Source organism: Enterobacter sp. UPMP2060, assembly GCF_053709655.1.
This window is the reverse complement of the sequence record NZ_JBSKJQ010000011.1, coordinates 50,457-65,260: the sequence shown is the minus strand read 5'-3', so window position 1 is coordinate 65,260 and position 14,804 is coordinate 50,457. Positions and strand designations below refer to the sequence as shown.

The following is a 14,804-nucleotide window of genomic DNA, read 5'->3' as shown; positions in this document are numbered from 1 at the left end:
AGCTGTACCCTACATACAGCCGAACTAAAAAAAGAAAGGGCTTCCCACGGGAAGCCCAATTTCTTTTTGGGGCTCAGGGAATCAACAAGCTCGACCCCTGCGTCGCCCGGCTCTCCAGCACCTCATGCGCGCGCTGCGCATCGGTCAGCGCGAATTTCTGCGCATCTGCCACATCCACTTTGATGACGCCGCTGGCGATCAGCGAGAACAGCTCGTTGCTGGCTTCCTCAAGTTCTTCCCGGTTGGTGATGTATCCCTGCAGGGAAGGGCGAGTCACATACAGCGAACCTTTCTGATTCAGAATACCGAGGTTAACGCCGGTGACCGCGCCAGACGCATTGCCGAAGCTGACCATCAGACCACGGCGCTGCAGACAGTCCAGCGACGCTTCCCACGTGTCTTTCCCCACCGAGTCATACACCACGCGCACTTTTTTGCCGCTGGTGATCTCCTTCAGCCGCTCAACAATGCTCTCTTCACGATAGTTAATCACCTGCCAGGCGCCCGCCTGCAGCGCGCGCTGCGCTTTTTGTGCATTTCCGACGGTGCCGATCAGCTTCGCGCCCAGCGCCTTTGCCCACTGACAGGCGATGAGCCCGACGCCACCCGCTGCGGCATGGAACAGGAACTGCTCGTCGGGCTTAATTTCATAGGTTTTGCGCAGCAGGTAGTAAACCGTCAGACCTTTCAGGAACGAGGCCGCCGCCTGCTCGAAGGAGATAGCGTTAGGCAGCAGGGCGGCTTTATCCGCCGGAACGTTGTGGACGGAGCTGTAAGCGCCCAGCGCAGACTGCGCGTACACCACGCGGTCGCCCTCTTTAATATGCTTAACCGCGCTGCCCACTTTGACGACGACCCCGGCCGCCTCGGTGCCCAGGCCGCTCGGCATTGACGGCGGCGGGTAGAGACCGCCGCGATTATAAGTGTCGATGTAGTTTATGCCTATGGCTTTGTTTTCAACCTGCACTTCGTTTTCGCCAGGCGCGGCAGGGGTGAACTCCACCGCTTTCAGTACGTCTGGCCCACCGTGTTTCTGGAATTCAATGCGCGTTGCCATGCTCCCTCCGTAAGAAAAATATGGTAATCTTTCGACCCACTCTTTATCTCGGTAACTCCATTCACTATGGCAGGAAACAAACCCTTCAACAAACAGACTGAACCTCGCGAGCGTGATTTCCAGGTCGCAGGGTTAAAGGTCCCGCCGCACTCGATTGAAGCGGAACAGTCGGTGTTGGGCGGTTTAATGCTGGATAACGAGCGCTGGGACGACGTCGCCGAGCGCGTCGTGGCGGAAGATTTCTACACCCGCCCGCACCGCCACATCTTTACCGAAATGGCGCGTCTGCAGGAGTCGGGCAGCCCAATCGACCTGATCACGCTCGCGGAATCGCTGGAGCGCCTTGGTCAGCTCGACAGCTGCGGCGGGTTTGCCTATCTGGCGGAACTGTCAAAAAACACGCCTAGTGCGGCGAACATCAGCGCGTATGCCGATATCGTGCGCGAACGTGCCGTCGTTCGCGAGATGATCTCGGTGGCGAATGAGATCGCCGAAGCCGGTTTTGATCCACAGGGGCGTACCAGCGAAGACCTGCTCGATCTGGCTGAATCCCGCGTCTTTAAAATCGCCGAAAGGCGCGCCAATAAAGACGAAGGTCCAAAAAACATCGCCGATGTCCTCGACGCCACCGTTGCCCGTATCGAACAGCTGTTCCAGCAGCCGCACGACGGTGTGACCGGGGTAAACACCGGCTATGACGATTTGAACAAGAAAACCGCTGGTCTGCAGCCGTCGGATTTGATTATCGTCGCCGCGCGTCCGTCGATGGGTAAAACTACCTTTGCGATGAACCTCGTCGAAAACGCGGCGATGTTGCAGGATAAGCCGGTATTGATCTTCAGCCTTGAGATGCCCTCCGAGCAGATTATGATGCGTTCTCTGGCGTCGCTGTCGCGCGTGGATCAGACCCGCATTCGTACCGGCCAGCTCGATGATGAAGACTGGGCGCGCATTTCCGGCACCATGGGCATTCTGCTGGAAAAACGTAACATCTATATCGATGACTCCTCCGGCCTGACGCCGACGGAAGTGCGCTCCCGCGCGCGCCGTATCGCCCGTGAACACGGCGGCATCGGCCTCATCATGATCGACTACCTTCAGCTGATGCGCGTCCCGTCGCTTTCCGACAACCGTACGCTGGAAATCGCGGAGATTTCCCGCTCGCTCAAGGCGTTAGCCAAAGAGCTGCACGTACCGGTCGTCGCGCTGTCTCAGCTGAACCGCTCTCTGGAACAACGTGCCGACAAGCGCCCGGTCAACTCTGACCTGCGTGAGTCCGGCTCCATTGAGCAGGATGCCGACTTAATCATGTTTATCTACCGTGATGAGGTTTATCACGAGAACAGCGACCTGAAAGGGATCGCCGAAATTATTATTGGTAAACAACGTAACGGCCCAATCGGGACGGTGCGTCTGACCTTTAACGGACAGTGGTCGCGTTTCGACAACTATGCCGGTCCTCAATATGATGATGAGTAATTTCTAAGGAATTCAAATGCAAGCGGCAACTGTTGTTATTAACCGCCGCGCTCTGCGACACAACCTGCAACGTCTGCGTGAACTGGCGCCTGCCAGCAAGCTCGTTGCAGTCGTGAAAGCGAACGCTTACGGACACGGTCTTCTTGAGACCGCGCGAACGCTCCCCGATGCCGACGCCTTTGGCGTCGCCCGTCTTGAAGAAGCCCTCCGCCTGCGCGCGGGCGGCATTACCCAACCCATTCTGCTCCTCGAAGGCTTTTTCGAAGCCAGCGATCTGCCGACCATTGCTGACCAGCATTTGCATACCGCGGTACATAACGAAGAACAGCTCGCCGCACTGGAAACCGCCGAGCTGAGCGAGCCGGTGACCGTCTGGATGAAGCTCGACACGGGCATGCACCGTCTGGGCGTGCGTCCGGAAAGCGCGGAAGCGTTTTATCAGCGTTTATGCCGGTGCAAAAACGTGCGTCAGCCGGTGAATATCGTCAGCCACTTCGCCCGTGCCGATGAGCCCGAGTGCGGTGCGACCGAGCGCCAACTGGATATCTTTAACACCTTCTGCGAAGGCAAGCCGGGGATGCGCTCGATTGCGGCATCCGGCGGGATTCTGCTGTGGCCGCAGTCGCATTTCGACTGGGCGCGACCGGGCATTATTCTCTACGGCGTGTCTCCGCTGGAGAACAAGCCCTGGGGGCCGGACTTTGGCTTCCAGCCGGTTATGTCGCTGGTCTCTAACCTGATTGCCGTCCGTGACCATAAAGCGGGCGAGCCGGTGGGCTACGGCGGTACCTGGACCAGCGAGCGTGATACCCGTCTCGGCGTGGTGGCGATGGGCTATGGTGACGGCTATCCGCGCGCCGCGCCATCGGGCACGCCGGTTCTGGTCAACGGTCGCGAGGTGAAGATCGTCGGCCGCGTGGCGATGGACATGATTTGTGTCGATCTGGGGCCTGAAGCCCAGGATAAGCCCGGCGACGATGTCGTGATGTGGGGCGAAGGTTTGCCCGTCGAACGCATTGCTGAAATTACGAAAGTGAGTGCTTACGAACTTATCACGCGCCTGACGTCAAGGGTGGCGATGAAGTACATCGACTGAGACTCGCAGATAGTCGTCCAACGGCATTAGCTGCCGTTGGACGCGTAACGCTTATTTCAACACGTTATAGATCGCCTGATTAGTCAAATAATCCGACGCGAGCCCTGACTCCGGACTGAAGCGCGAACCCTGGATGGACGAGAACCGTTTTCCAGTGCTGCCCAGTGAGACATAACGCTCCCCCCCATCGTTTTCCGAAATGGTGTACACCGTTTTCTGCATCTCGGCGAATAGCGGAGCGTTACGCTGAATGGCCTGATGCAATTCCAGAAGCTGCACTCCATCCAGATTGAGCTTTTTATCCAGCGTGACGCCCCATCTTTGCAGGCAAACTTCTGCAAAATGACGCACGATCGTGCCGGGCTCATGGACCACTTTTTCCCCGCTATTCCCATTGGCCGAAGCATTCCCTACCAGCGTAGCGTGGCGACCAGACATGGGATAAATATGGACTTTTGTCGCGCTATCGGTCTGCGGAATGACGCACGAGAAACCTTTTGATCGCTCATGTCTGGCATAGAAAGCCACATACTCCTTAACGTTGCTGCCCAGAGTGACTTTGTCCGCCTGGAAATTACCCATACCCGGAACCGGATCGACCGCAAAAATATTCACCGGAATCGTCGTTAAAAGGGGGTCGGCCAGCATTGCATTGGCAAGCATATGGCAGCTAATTCCGCCCCGGCTCCACCCAACAAGGTTCACCTGAGTGGGCAGGATCTGACCCTGGCGGAAGGTTTTGATGATTTGCTGCTGCAGCGCCTGCTGGGTCACTTTACGATCGCCATAGTCATATTTGCGCCACCAAAATGAGCCGGTAACCTCAACGTCCTGAATCGGTACACCCGCCTTTTTAAGCTGCTCATAGTTTTCTTTTGTGAGCTTCTCACGCTGCCAGTCAACGTGTCCTTTGATAATATTGATCGCATGCTGAACATTCTCATTCCAGCCGCTGCCCAGAAGCTGGGCGCGAAGCTGAGAATATTCTCCGCTTTTGACCCAAAGCTCATCGCTTTGTAGATTGCCGCTCCCCGGACCATCAAGAATGACCCATTCGGCGAACTCTTTACCCTTGTTATTGGCTGCCAGAGAAGAGATGAGCTCGCCGTTCCAGTAATTAGCATGAGACTCATCAAATTTATTAGATCCAGTACCACAGAAATACACTGTTAGTATTGTCATAAATGACCTCATTGAAATATTAATATGTAGGTAGATGGCACACGTGCAGTTAAATAATACGTGTCAGCAATTTTTCGGGGAATATGCTATTAAGCCCAGGTTGTTTTTGATAATGATAAGATCGTTTTTAATTAAATATGGCTATGTCTAATGTGTAGTACTGCTTAACTTTTTGCTTTGGGTATATGACGTTTGCCTTATGCCGAATGCTGTTTTTACAGTTTTGTAATAGCACGCATACTTAATTTCGGAATAAGTTGGTTGAATAACCTAAGAAAATAGATTTCATACGGGGTTATGCTACGATGAATATATTAATGATCGATGAATTACCGATCTTCATTCACGGTATGAAAACAGAGCTGGAACGCGTAATGCCGGAATGCACTGTTTTTGCAGCGAGCAATTTTGAAGATGCACACGCAATTTTAACCTCTATGCCGGTCAGCATTATTTTGCTGGATGGTGAAATGAAGTGCCGTGATTTTATCACTAATTTAATGACAAACTGGCCTGAGCTACCGATCGTGGTGATGTTACGAAAAACGACGGATAAGATATTCAACTTCTACATCCGCCAAAGCATTAAGGGCATTTTTACCAAGGATCTCCCCGCGGAGAAAATCAGCCAGATACTTTGCATGGTTTCCTCGGGGGTGGTCTGTTTTCCGGAGCAAGCCGTGGTCCAGCGAGAACAACCCACTGGCGGTTTGCCAATCTATTCCCTGAGTCGTCGGCAGAAGGAAGTTCTTAAGCTGCTGGCGAATGGAGGAACAAATAAGCAGATCAGCCGGCAATTGAATATCAGCGCAGGTACGGTCAAAGTGCATCTGGAATCCATCTTTCACCGACTACAGGTCAACAATCGGACACAGGCCGCAATGCTCTATTTTAAATATATGTCTAATTAGCCGATTTTCAGCAAAGCGAAGGGCTGCAGCCAAAATGCGTTAAAAGAAAAGCGCAACAGATGGACCTCTGTTGCGCTTTGTTTTTTAACGGTACTGAGATTTGAAATAATATATCACCACCACCAGCGTTCCGAAGTCCTGCAATAGCCAGAATGGAAAGCTGTCACTCAGTATATCAGCACCGGTAAGAATAAATTTCATGTTTAAGCTGCTCTCACCAAAAAAACCAAAGGCGAGGGCGGCTAAGCCAATTTTACACATTACCGGCAGGGCATGGACTCTTCGGCTATAGGCGGCAAACAAAATCAGCAGCGATGTTACCAGGTCGACGAAGATAATAAAGGGAAGCACCCAGCCATTCATTATGTTAAGCATTTATTCTCCATCGGGTTTGTTGTGGGTTAAATCAGGCGGAGAAAGTGATTCATGTCTGACTTTACTTTTGATGACGCTTGCAACATCAAAAATATCGCGCTGTTCATGCCGGCGAAAAAAGTTTGCCAGCCAGACGATCAGGCCATTACTCATTGCCCCGAGGATATACCCTAAACCAAGCGTGATATCGGCCTGATTAAGGTCTATCTTTAACCAGCGGGCTGCTAATCCACCTAATGCGACGGCCGCGCCCATGCTGATTCCACCAAAAATAATGCCTGCCATAAATCGGCTGTGCTGGTGCAATCGCTGCGGTTGCCAGAAAAACGAGATACTGACGCCGCCAAATAAACCTGAAAAAGCCAGCAAGGCTTCACTGATAAGAGTCGGGAGATAGATGTCAGACATACGTTCATCCTCTGCAAGGATAAATCCCCTCGGAAAAGGGGATTTATTATCGTAACGGGCGCTTATTATTGGCAGGGATCCAGCTCAACAATATACTGATACTTATCGGTCGTAATAAAACGCTGTTGCCCTGACAGGCTGTAAATCAAACGCTTGGGAGAGCGATATCCCTTCACGACATCAACATCCGCGCTAAGCCAGGGCTGACTGGCAGGAAGAGCGCGATGGCTGTATTTATCGCCACCGATCCATTTTTGATTGGTGGGTTTAAGACCCCAAAGCGATTCGCTTTCACTTCCCGACCAGCCGAGGCGTTTGGCCTCATCCGAGGTGATATAGCGGTCGGGCAGGCGCCCAAAATTTTTTATATGACGAAGCGTTGTCGCCAGATCGGTCACGTTATTGACGGGCACCATACCCTGAGAAGATAAAAAGGCGTTGGCTTCCTTTATTTCCTCTTCGCAGGTTGGCATGGCGGCGGTTGCCTGTAACACGTTGAATAACGAAACAGACAGTACGGCCATTTTCACTATGTATAGTGGTTTCATTGTAATTTTCCTGTTGAATTAACTAAGAAATAGCTTCATTTCCGCCTCGCGGCGTCGGGTAAGCCCGGTCAAAACCTTACCGCCTGCCTTATTCCAGCTTTTGAACTGCAGTGCGGCGCCCTGGATATCGCCAGCGTTGAATTTTTTGAGCAGCGTGGATTTCTTTAAATTGCCCACGCCAAGGTTGAAGGCGAACGAAACCAGCGCGTCGAATTGGTTCTGTGTCGAAGCGTTGTTCAGCAGTTTTTTCACGCCGTCCTCGGTGCGTTTCAGATCTTTGCGCAGCAGATCTTTGGCTTCACCGGTGGTAATTTTGGTGAGCTTTTCCATCTCCTCTTTGAGGATCAAATGGCCGTAGCCGATGGTCCATAAACCTACGGCATCGCGATAACGCTCCAGCCTCAGCCCTTCAAACTGGCAAATAAGCTGAATGCCCTTGTCACCTGTACGTTCTGGTTTTTTTTGCATTACGGAGTCTCCTCTGCTTTCGGGCGGGGAATCACCTTGTTGGTGTATTCGTCAATCAAACGCATGACGCTTTCCGGTGGCTCAAGTGCGGTAAATTGCATCTCTACATCGACGTGGCGGCTGTCACGCCCGCCTTTGTTATCGCTGGAAGGCGAAAGGCTGACGTGAAAGCGGCCAAATTCGTTTTCACCGGACTGGCGGGAAGGCGCCTGCATGCCTTCCGTACGGATCGTCAGGTTGACCTTCATCTTTTCCAGCATCAGCCCGCGCGGTGTCGAAAGCGCGACTAAGGGCAGGTCAAAGTAGTGCTTTTCATCCAGCGCCAGCTGTACCGTGCGTGGAATTAACGAACCGTCTTCTGCGGGTTCGAAAAAGGGATCCAATGCCTTCATATACTGCTGAGCAATCAGTTCGTTGGCCGCAGTGGCCGCGTACTGCATCCCACGCGTGATATCTTCAAGCGAGATCGGCACGCCGGGAATATCGGCTGGAGGCGCTGGAGGCGTGTTTTCCTGTACCGGTGGCGTGCCTTCATCCTCTTTGCCCGCCCTGTTTTCCGGCTCCTCATCCTTGCCGCCGCGCAGCCATTTTTTAAAAGACATATTTCGCTCCTGGAAAAAGGGCTACCCGGGTAGCCCCTGCGTTACGGAATCGCACGTATGTCGCGGCGTGGAAGATTATTGCGCGGCGACAGGCTTGGTTTTGGCGTTGGTCAGGTAATCAATCACGCGCTGCAGAGCTTCAGGTGGCTCCTGGCGTTTAATCTGGGTATGAATGGAATATTTCGCGCGTGTATCGGTCGAACGGGTCTGCTCCGATTTATGGGAGACCTTGCCGGTCATTTTCGCTTTGAAAACACCCCAGCCGACGGACGCTTCCACGGAGGCCTCCGCTTCGGTGCTGCTGGAACTGGCTTCGCTCTGGCTCACTTCCAGCTCAAAGTCGATAGTGCCGTCCTCAATGCAGATGATAGGGTGGGTGACCGCCGCCAGGAGCGGAATACTCATCTTGCGAGTCACGCTGCCTTTATTGACCCCCTGTTCGTCTACCACGGTTTCGTCGTAATCGAACTCGATCGCGACAGCTTTGCCGTCTTTAATACAGACGGAGAGCAGGAAGTCGGTATAGGCCTTGCTCGCCTGGACCTGTGCTTTGATCATCGCCTGCAGCGGACCGCCGATCATATGTTCCAGCGGCAGGGCGTTAATAACTGAACCAATAAATTGTGAATCCATGATGTGAACTCCTTGAATCAGTGAATGCGCGGTTGCGCAGGAGCCACATTACGGAAAGCGAGAAGGGGAAAATATTGGGTAAATGTCATGGCGAGAGGACGCAAAAAACCTATGCCGATCGCAGGATAATCTTAAGGGGTGGTGTTGAGTGATGTTCCGGTTTATTGTTGAAATCCCTGCCTCATCGAATTCCGGAGAACCATCGCGTGTTTCAGAAAGTTGACGCCTATGCCGGCGACCCTATCCTCTCCTTAATGGAGCGTTTCAAAGAAGATCCTCGCAGCGACAAAGTGAACCTCAGCATCGGTCTGTATTACAACGAGGATGGCATCATTCCTCAATTAAAAGCCGTTGCCGAAGCCGAAGCGCGTCTGAACGCTGTTCCACACGGTGCTTCTCTTTATCTGCCGATGGAAGGGTTAAACGCCTACCGCAACACCATCGCTCCGCTGTTATTCGGTGCCGATCACGCGGTGCTCGCGCAAAAACGCGTGGCGACCATCCAGACGCTGGGCGGCTCGGGTGCGCTGAAAGTGGGTGCAGACTTCCTGAAAAAATACTTCCCGGATTCAGGCGTGTGGGTCAGTGACCCGACGTGGGAAAACCACGTTGCGATCTTCGAGGGCGCAGGTTTCAACGTGGCGACCTATCCGTGGTTCGACAGCGAAACGAACGGCGTGCGCGTTGAAGCGCTGCTGGAGAAACTAAACACGCTGCCGGCGCGCAGCATTGTGCTGCTGCACCCATGCTGCCATAACCCGACCGGGGCGGATCTCACCAACGCCCAGTGGGATGCGGTGATTGAGGTACTGAAGGCCCGCGACCTGATTCCGTTCCTCGACATTGCCTACCAGGGCTTTGGTGCGGGCATGGAAGAAGATGCTTACGCCATCCGCGCCGTGGCCTGCGCCGGGCTGCCAGCGCTGGTCAGCAACTCCTTCTCTAAAATCTTCTCCCTGTACGGTGAACGCGTTGGCGGTCTGTCCGTGGTTTGTGAAGACGCCGAAGCGGCGGGTCGCGTGCTCGGCCAGCTGAAGGCGACGGTGCGCCGTATTTACTCCAGCCCGCCAAACTTTGGTGCGCAGGTGGTGGCGAAGGTTCTCGGTGACGAACAGCTGAAAGCGTCCTGGCTTGCCGAAGTGGAAGCGATGCGTAAGCGCATCCTGTCCATGCGAAAGGAGCTGGTTAACGTGCTGAAAGAGGCCGTGCCGGGACATAACTTCGACTATCTGCTCAAGCAGCGTGGGATGTTCAGCTATACCGGTCTGAGCGCGGCGCAGGTCGATCGCCTGCGGGAAGAGTTCGGCGTCTACCTGATCGCCAGCGGCCGTATGTGCGTGGCGGGCCTGAATGCCAGCAACGTTCATCGCGTGGCGCAGGCGTTTGCTGCTGTAATGTAAGCACTTACCAACCGACCCTCTCCCCGTGGGAGAGGGCTGGGGTGAGGGTATCAGGCCGCACAAAAACGTTGCCCGGCATTCTGTGATCGTCTTCTTTTTATTCCGCTTCATAAGCAAAAACTCCTTCCCTTCACCTCCCGCTGGGGTTATGGTCGGATAGTTTTTTGACCATCCGCTCAAATTAAAACGATAACAAACTGAATATTCAGGGGAAAATATGCGCAAGATCACACTGGCGCTCAGCGCCGCCTGCTTATTGTTCTCGCTTAACAGCGCCGTCGTCGCACGAGCTTCTGCCCCGACGCCGCTTTACACCGGCACCACCGCCGCCATTCTTGCCGAGCAGGCACCCATTCACTGGGTTTCAGTGGCCCAAATCGAAAACAGTCTGATCGGCCGCGCGCCAATGGCCGTGGGTTTTGACATTGACGATACCGTGCTTTTCTCAAGCCCCGGCTTCTGGCGCGGGAAGAAAACGTATTCACCCGACAGCGAAGCGTATCTGAAGAACACGGAATTCTGGGAAAAAATGAATAACGGCTGGGACGAATTCAGCATCCCGAAAGAGGTTGCCCGTGCGCTTATTGCTATGCACGTGAAGCGCGGTGACAGCATCTACTTTGTTACCGGCCGCAGTCAGACCAAAACCGAAACCGTCTCTAAAACGCTGCAGGATGATTTCCAGATCCCGGCGACCAGCATGAATCCGGTCATTTTTGCCGGTGACAAAGAGGGGCAAAACACCAAAACCCAGTGGCTGGAAAAGAAAAATATCAAAGTATTCTACGGCGATTCGGATAACGACATCACCGCCGCGCATGACGTGGGAGCCAGAGGGATCAGGGTGTTACGTGCCTCTAACTCGACCTATCGACCGCTTCCGATGGCCGGAAAGTTTGGCGAAGAGGTGATCGTCAACTCGGAGTATTAAGTACCCAGCAGCGTGTTTGACTCTTTTTTAATCAAATCTCGCTGCTGCGGGTTTTACCTTTCGTCTTCTTGCTGCACACTTAGAAAGATTCATCTTTCATCACGGAGCAGCACATGTGGTATCAACAGACCCTGACCTTAAGCGCTAAACCACGCGGATTTCACCTGGTGACGGATGAAGTCATCGGGCAACTCCGCGATCTGTCGCGGGTGAAAACGGGTTTGCTGCATCTGCTGCTTCAGCACACGTCCGCCTCTCTCACGCTTAATGAAAATTGCGATCCCACCGTCCGGTCCGACATGGAGCACCATTTTCTGAAGAGCGTCCCGGACAACACGCCTTACGAGCATGACTATGAGGGGGCGGACGATATGCCTTCCCATATTAAATCTTCCCTGCTGGGCGTATCGTTGATGCTGCCGGTTCACAACGGGCGGCTGCTGTTGGGAACGTGGCAGGGGATCTGGCTGGGAGAGCATCGCATTCACGGTGGTTCGCGTAAAATTATCGCCACGCTACAAGGGGAATAAAGATGACAATTTCGGAGATACTTCAGTACTGCATGAGCAAGCCCGGCGCGGAGCAGAGCGTTCATAGCGACTGGAAAGCCACGCAGATAAAAGTGGGAGATGTGCTGTTTGCGATGGTGAAAGAGGTGGAAGGCCGTCCGGCGGCGTCGCTGAAAACCAGCCCTGAACTGGCGGATTTGCTACGTCAACAGCATGATGACGTGAGGCCGAGCAAGCACCTCAATAAGGCGCACTGGAGCACCGTCTATCTGGATGGATCGATTCCTGGCTCGCAGATTTACTACCTGGTGGACGCGTCCTATCAGCAGGCGGTTGAGCTGCTGCCGGAAACCACCCGACAGCAACTCTCCGTGTGACAATTACAGCAACGGTTTAAGGAAGCGCGCGGTGTGCGAGGCTGCGCACTCTGCAACGGTCTCTGGCGTACCGGAGACGAGAATTTCACCGCCGCCGCTGCCGCCTTCCGGACCGAGATCGACAATCCAGTCCGCAGTTTTAATCACGTCCAGGTTATGTTCGATGACCACGATGGTGTTGCCCTGATCGCGCAGCTGATGCAGAACCTCGAGCAGCTGCTGAATATCGGCAAAGTGCAGGCCGGTGGTCGGCTCATCCAGAATGTAAAGCGTCTGACCGGTGCCGCGTTTTGACAGCTCACGCGCCAGCTTCACGCGCTGCGCTTCACCGCCGGACAGCGTGGTGGCCGACTGCCCCAGACGAATGTAGGTCAGGCCGACGTCCATCAGCGTCTGCAGCTTACGCGCCAGCGCAGGGACGGCGTCAAAGAACTCGCGGGCCTCTTCGATGGTCATGTCCAGCACTTCGTGGATGGTCTTGCCCTTGTACTTAATCTCCAGCGTTTCGCGGTTATAGCGTTTGCCTTTGCACTGGTCGCACGGCACGTAGATATCCGGCAGGAAGTGCATTTCAACCTTGATCACGCCGTCGCCCTGGCACGCTTCGCAGCGGCCACCGCGCACGTTAAAGCTGAAACGTCCTGGCGTATAGCCGCGTGAACGCGCTTCCGGCACACCGGCAAAGAGTTCACGTACGGGCGTGAAGACGCCGGTATAGGTTGCCGGGTTAGAGCGCGGGGTACGGCCAATCGGGCTCTGGTCAATGTCGATAACTTTATCGAAATGCTCCAGACCCTGGATGTCGCGGTACGGCGCAGGCTCGGCCAGCGTCGCGCCGTTCAGCGCCGTCTGCGCAATCGGGAACAGCGTATCGTTGATCAGCGTCGATTTACCGGAACCGGACACGCCGGTGATGCAGGTAAACAGGCCAACCGGCAGCGTCAGGGTGACGTCTTTCAGGTTGTTGCCGCGCGCGCCGGTCAGCTTCAGCACTTTTTCCGGATCTGCCGCTACGCGCTGTTTCGGCACCTCAATCTTACGCTTGCCGCTCATGAACTGACCGGTCAGCGACTCGGGCACCGCCATGATGTCCTTCAGCGTCCCTTCCGCGACCACCTGGCCGCCGTGTACGCCAGCGCCAGGGCCAATGTCGATGACGTGGTCAGCCGCGCGGATCGCATCTTCATCGTGCTCGACCACGATCACCGTGTTGCCGAGGTTACGCAGGTGGACCAGCGTGCCGAGCAGACGCTCGTTGTCGCGCTGGTGCAGGCCGATGGACGGCTCATCCAGCACGTACATCACGCCGACTAAGCCCGCGCCAATCTGGCTTGCCAGACGGATACGCTGGGCTTCACCGCCGGAGAGCGTTTCTGCCGAGCGGGAAAGCGTCAGGTAGTTCAGGCCGACGTTCACGAGGAATTTCAGGCGATCGCCGATCTCTTTCAGCACTTTTTCGGCGATTTTCGCGCGCTGGCCGGAGAGCTTCAGATTGTTGAAGAAGTCCATCGCATGGCCGATGCTCATGTCTGAGATGGTCGGCAGCGCGGTGTTTTCCACAAACACGTGGCGCGCTTCGCGACGCAGACGCGTACCTTCACAGGTGGCGCAGGAGCGGTTGCTGATGAACTTCGCCAGCTCCTCGCGCACCGCGCTGGATTCGGTCTCTTTGTAGCGGCGCTCCATGTTGTGCAGCACCCCTTCGAACGGGTGGCGGCGCACGGAGGTATCGCCGCGATCGTTCATATACTTGAACTCGATGTTCTCTTTGCCGGAACCGAACAGGATCACTTTGTGCACGTTCGGGCTCAGGCTCGCCCACGGGGCTTCGACGTCGAACTTGTAGTGCTCCGCCAGCGATTTCAGCATCTGGAAGTAGTAGAAGTTACGCTTGTCCCAGCCGCGAATGGCCCCGCCCGCCAGCGACAGCTCCGGGTTCTGAATCACACGGTCCGGATCGAAATATTGTTGAACACCCAGGCCGTCACACGTCGGGCACGCGCCCGCCGGGTTGTTGAATGAGAACAGGCGCGGCTCGAGCTCGCGCATGCTGTAGCCGCAAATCGGGCAGGCGAAGTTGGCGGAGAAGAGCAGCTCTTCCGCTTTTGGGTCGTCCATGTCGGAGACCACGGCCGTGCCGCCAGAGAGTTCCAGCGCCGTTTCAAAAGATTCCGCCAGGCGCGTGGCGAGATCGTCGCGTACCTTAAAGCGGTCAATCACCACTTCGATGGTGTGCTTCTTCTGCAGCTCCAGCTTTGGCGGGTCGGACAGGTCACACACCTCGCCGTCGATACGGGCGCGGATATAGCCCTGGCTTGCCAGGTTTTCCAGCGTTTTGGTGTGTTCGCCTTTTCGCTCTTTAATGATCGGCGCCAGCAGCATCAGGCGTTTCCCTTCCGGCTGCGACAGCACGTTATCCACCATCTGGCTTACGGTCTGGGCCGCCAGCGGGACGTCGTGGTCCGGGCAGCGCGGCTCGCCCACGCGGGCATACAGCAGACGCAGGTAGTCATGAATTTCGGTAATGGTACCGACCGTTGAACGCGGGTTATGCGAGGTGGACTTCTGCTCAATAGAGATAGCAGGGGACAACCCTTCAATATGGTCGACATCCGGTTTTTCCATCAGCGACAGGAACTGACGCGCGTACGCAGAGAGCGATTCAACGTAACGACGCTGTCCTTCGGCATACAAAGTGTCGAAAGCCAGTGAGGATTTGCCAGACCCCGAAAGCCCGGTCACGACAATGAGTTTGTCGCGAGGGATTATGAGGTTGATATTCTTGAGATTGTGGGTGCGGGCGCCCCGAACTTCGATCTTATCCATTC

The 14,804-nt window shown here is 54.9% G+C and carries 16 protein-coding genes; 7 read left to right on the top strand and 9 right to left on the bottom strand.

Translation table 11 applies throughout. The annotated features are described in order from the left end of the window. Nucleotides 1–73: 73 nt before the first annotated feature. On the bottom strand, nt 74–1,057 hold the full coding sequence (locus ACWKXN_RS18445; protein WP_454544127.1) for an NADPH:quinone reductase: 984 nt from the start codon (nt 1,055–1,057) through the stop codon (nt 74–76). 66 nt (nt 1,058–1,123) lie between these two features. Between ACWKXN_RS18445 and dnaB the strand changes: the two genes are divergently transcribed. Continuing rightward, on the top strand, nt 1,124–2,536 hold the full coding sequence (gene dnaB / locus ACWKXN_RS18440; protein ID WP_454544126.1) for a replicative DNA helicase: 1,413 nt from the start codon (nt 1,124–1,126) through the stop codon (nt 2,534–2,536). Nucleotides 2,537–2,552: 16 nt separating this feature from the next. Beyond that, nucleotides 2,553–3,632: an alanine racemase gene (gene alr, locus ACWKXN_RS18435; RefSeq protein ID WP_032662599.1), complete on the top strand. Its 1,080-nt coding sequence runs from the start codon at nt 2,553–2,555 to the stop codon at nt 3,630–3,632. Nucleotides 3,633–3,683: 51 nt separating this feature from the next. On the opposite strand, the gene ACWKXN_RS18430 is transcribed toward alr, so the two are convergent. Next, the gene (locus ACWKXN_RS18430) at nt 3,684–4,814 is read right to left on the bottom strand and encodes an ENY2 family protein (protein ID WP_032662597.1); all 1,131 of its coding nucleotides are present in this window, start codon (nt 4,812–4,814) and stop codon (nt 3,684–3,686) included. A gap of 317 nt (nt 4,815–5,131) precedes the next feature. Between ACWKXN_RS18430 and ACWKXN_RS18425 the strand changes: the two genes are divergently transcribed. Next, a complete protein-coding gene (locus ACWKXN_RS18425; protein ID WP_224435039.1) occupies nt 5,132–5,725 on the top strand; it encodes a response regulator transcription factor in 594 nt (197 codons plus the stop codon). An 84-nt stretch (nt 5,726–5,809) separates the two neighbouring features. Here the strand turns inward: ACWKXN_RS18425 and ACWKXN_RS18420 are convergent, their stop codons facing one another. From ACWKXN_RS18420 to ACWKXN_RS18395, 6 genes are all read right to left on the bottom strand, one after another. Then, nucleotides 5,810–6,100 (bottom strand): hypothetical protein, encoded by a 291-nt coding sequence (locus ACWKXN_RS18420; protein WP_033144410.1) that lies wholly within the window; start codon nt 6,098–6,100, stop codon nt 5,810–5,812. Further along, on the bottom strand, nt 6,101–6,508 hold the full coding sequence (locus ACWKXN_RS18415; RefSeq protein WP_033144411.1) for a hypothetical protein: 408 nt from the start codon (nt 6,506–6,508) through the stop codon (nt 6,101–6,103). A gap of 65 nt (nt 6,509–6,573) precedes the next feature. Beyond that, a complete protein-coding gene (locus tag ACWKXN_RS18410; protein ID WP_454544125.1) occupies nt 6,574–7,056 on the bottom strand; it encodes a ribonuclease in 483 nt (160 codons plus the stop codon). Nucleotides 7,057–7,074: 18 nt separating this feature from the next. Beyond that, nucleotides 7,075–7,524 (bottom strand): lysozyme, encoded by a 450-nt coding sequence (locus tag ACWKXN_RS18405; protein WP_033144413.1) that lies wholly within the window; start codon nt 7,522–7,524, stop codon nt 7,075–7,077. Beyond that, nucleotides 7,524–8,126 (bottom strand): DUF2589 domain-containing protein, encoded by a 603-nt coding sequence (locus tag ACWKXN_RS18400; RefSeq protein WP_033144414.1) that lies wholly within the window; start codon nt 8,124–8,126, stop codon nt 7,524–7,526. The genes ACWKXN_RS18405 and ACWKXN_RS18400 overlap by 1 nt, the downstream gene beginning before the upstream one ends. A gap of 75 nt (nt 8,127–8,201) precedes the next feature. Continuing rightward, nucleotides 8,202–8,759 carry a DUF2589 domain-containing protein gene (locus ACWKXN_RS18395; RefSeq protein ID WP_023334176.1) on the bottom strand — a complete coding sequence of 186 codons (558 nt, stop codon included), beginning with the start codon at nt 8,757–8,759 and terminating at the stop codon, nt 8,202–8,204. Between the two features lie 206 nt (nt 8,760–8,965). Here ACWKXN_RS18395 and tyrB point away from each other — a divergent pair, with 206 nt between their 5' ends. The 4 genes from tyrB to ACWKXN_RS18375 all read left to right on the top strand — a co-directional run bounded on the left by tyrB (nt 8,966) and on the right by ACWKXN_RS18375 (nt 11,976). Beyond that, nucleotides 8,966–10,159 carry an aromatic amino acid transaminase gene (tyrB, locus tag ACWKXN_RS18390; RefSeq protein WP_454544124.1) on the top strand — a complete coding sequence of 398 codons (1,194 nt, stop codon included), beginning with the start codon at nt 8,966–8,968 and terminating at the stop codon, nt 10,157–10,159. A 217-nt stretch (nt 10,160–10,376) separates the two neighbouring features. Next, nucleotides 10,377–11,090, top strand: coding sequence for an acid phosphatase AphA (gene aphA / locus ACWKXN_RS18385; RefSeq protein WP_182072276.1), 714 nt, complete (start codon nt 10,377–10,379; stop codon nt 11,088–11,090). 113 nt (nt 11,091–11,203) lie between these two features. Beyond that, nucleotides 11,204–11,620, top strand: a complete 417-nt coding sequence (locus ACWKXN_RS18380; RefSeq protein WP_454544123.1) for a secondary thiamine-phosphate synthase enzyme YjbQ — start codon at nt 11,204–11,206, stop codon at nt 11,618–11,620. Between the two features lie 2 nt (nt 11,621–11,622). After that, nucleotides 11,623–11,976 (top strand): MmcQ/YjbR family DNA-binding protein, encoded by a 354-nt coding sequence (locus ACWKXN_RS18375; RefSeq protein WP_023310053.1) that lies wholly within the window; start codon nt 11,623–11,625, stop codon nt 11,974–11,976. Nucleotides 11,977–11,979: 3 nt separating this feature from the next. Here ACWKXN_RS18375 and uvrA read toward each other — a convergent pair whose 3' ends face one another. Further along, the gene (gene uvrA, locus ACWKXN_RS18370) at nt 11,980–14,802 is read right to left on the bottom strand and encodes an excinuclease ABC subunit UvrA (protein ID WP_454544122.1); all 2,823 of its coding nucleotides are present in this window, start codon (nt 14,800–14,802) and stop codon (nt 11,980–11,982) included. Between the last annotated feature and the right edge of the window lie 2 nt (nt 14,803–14,804).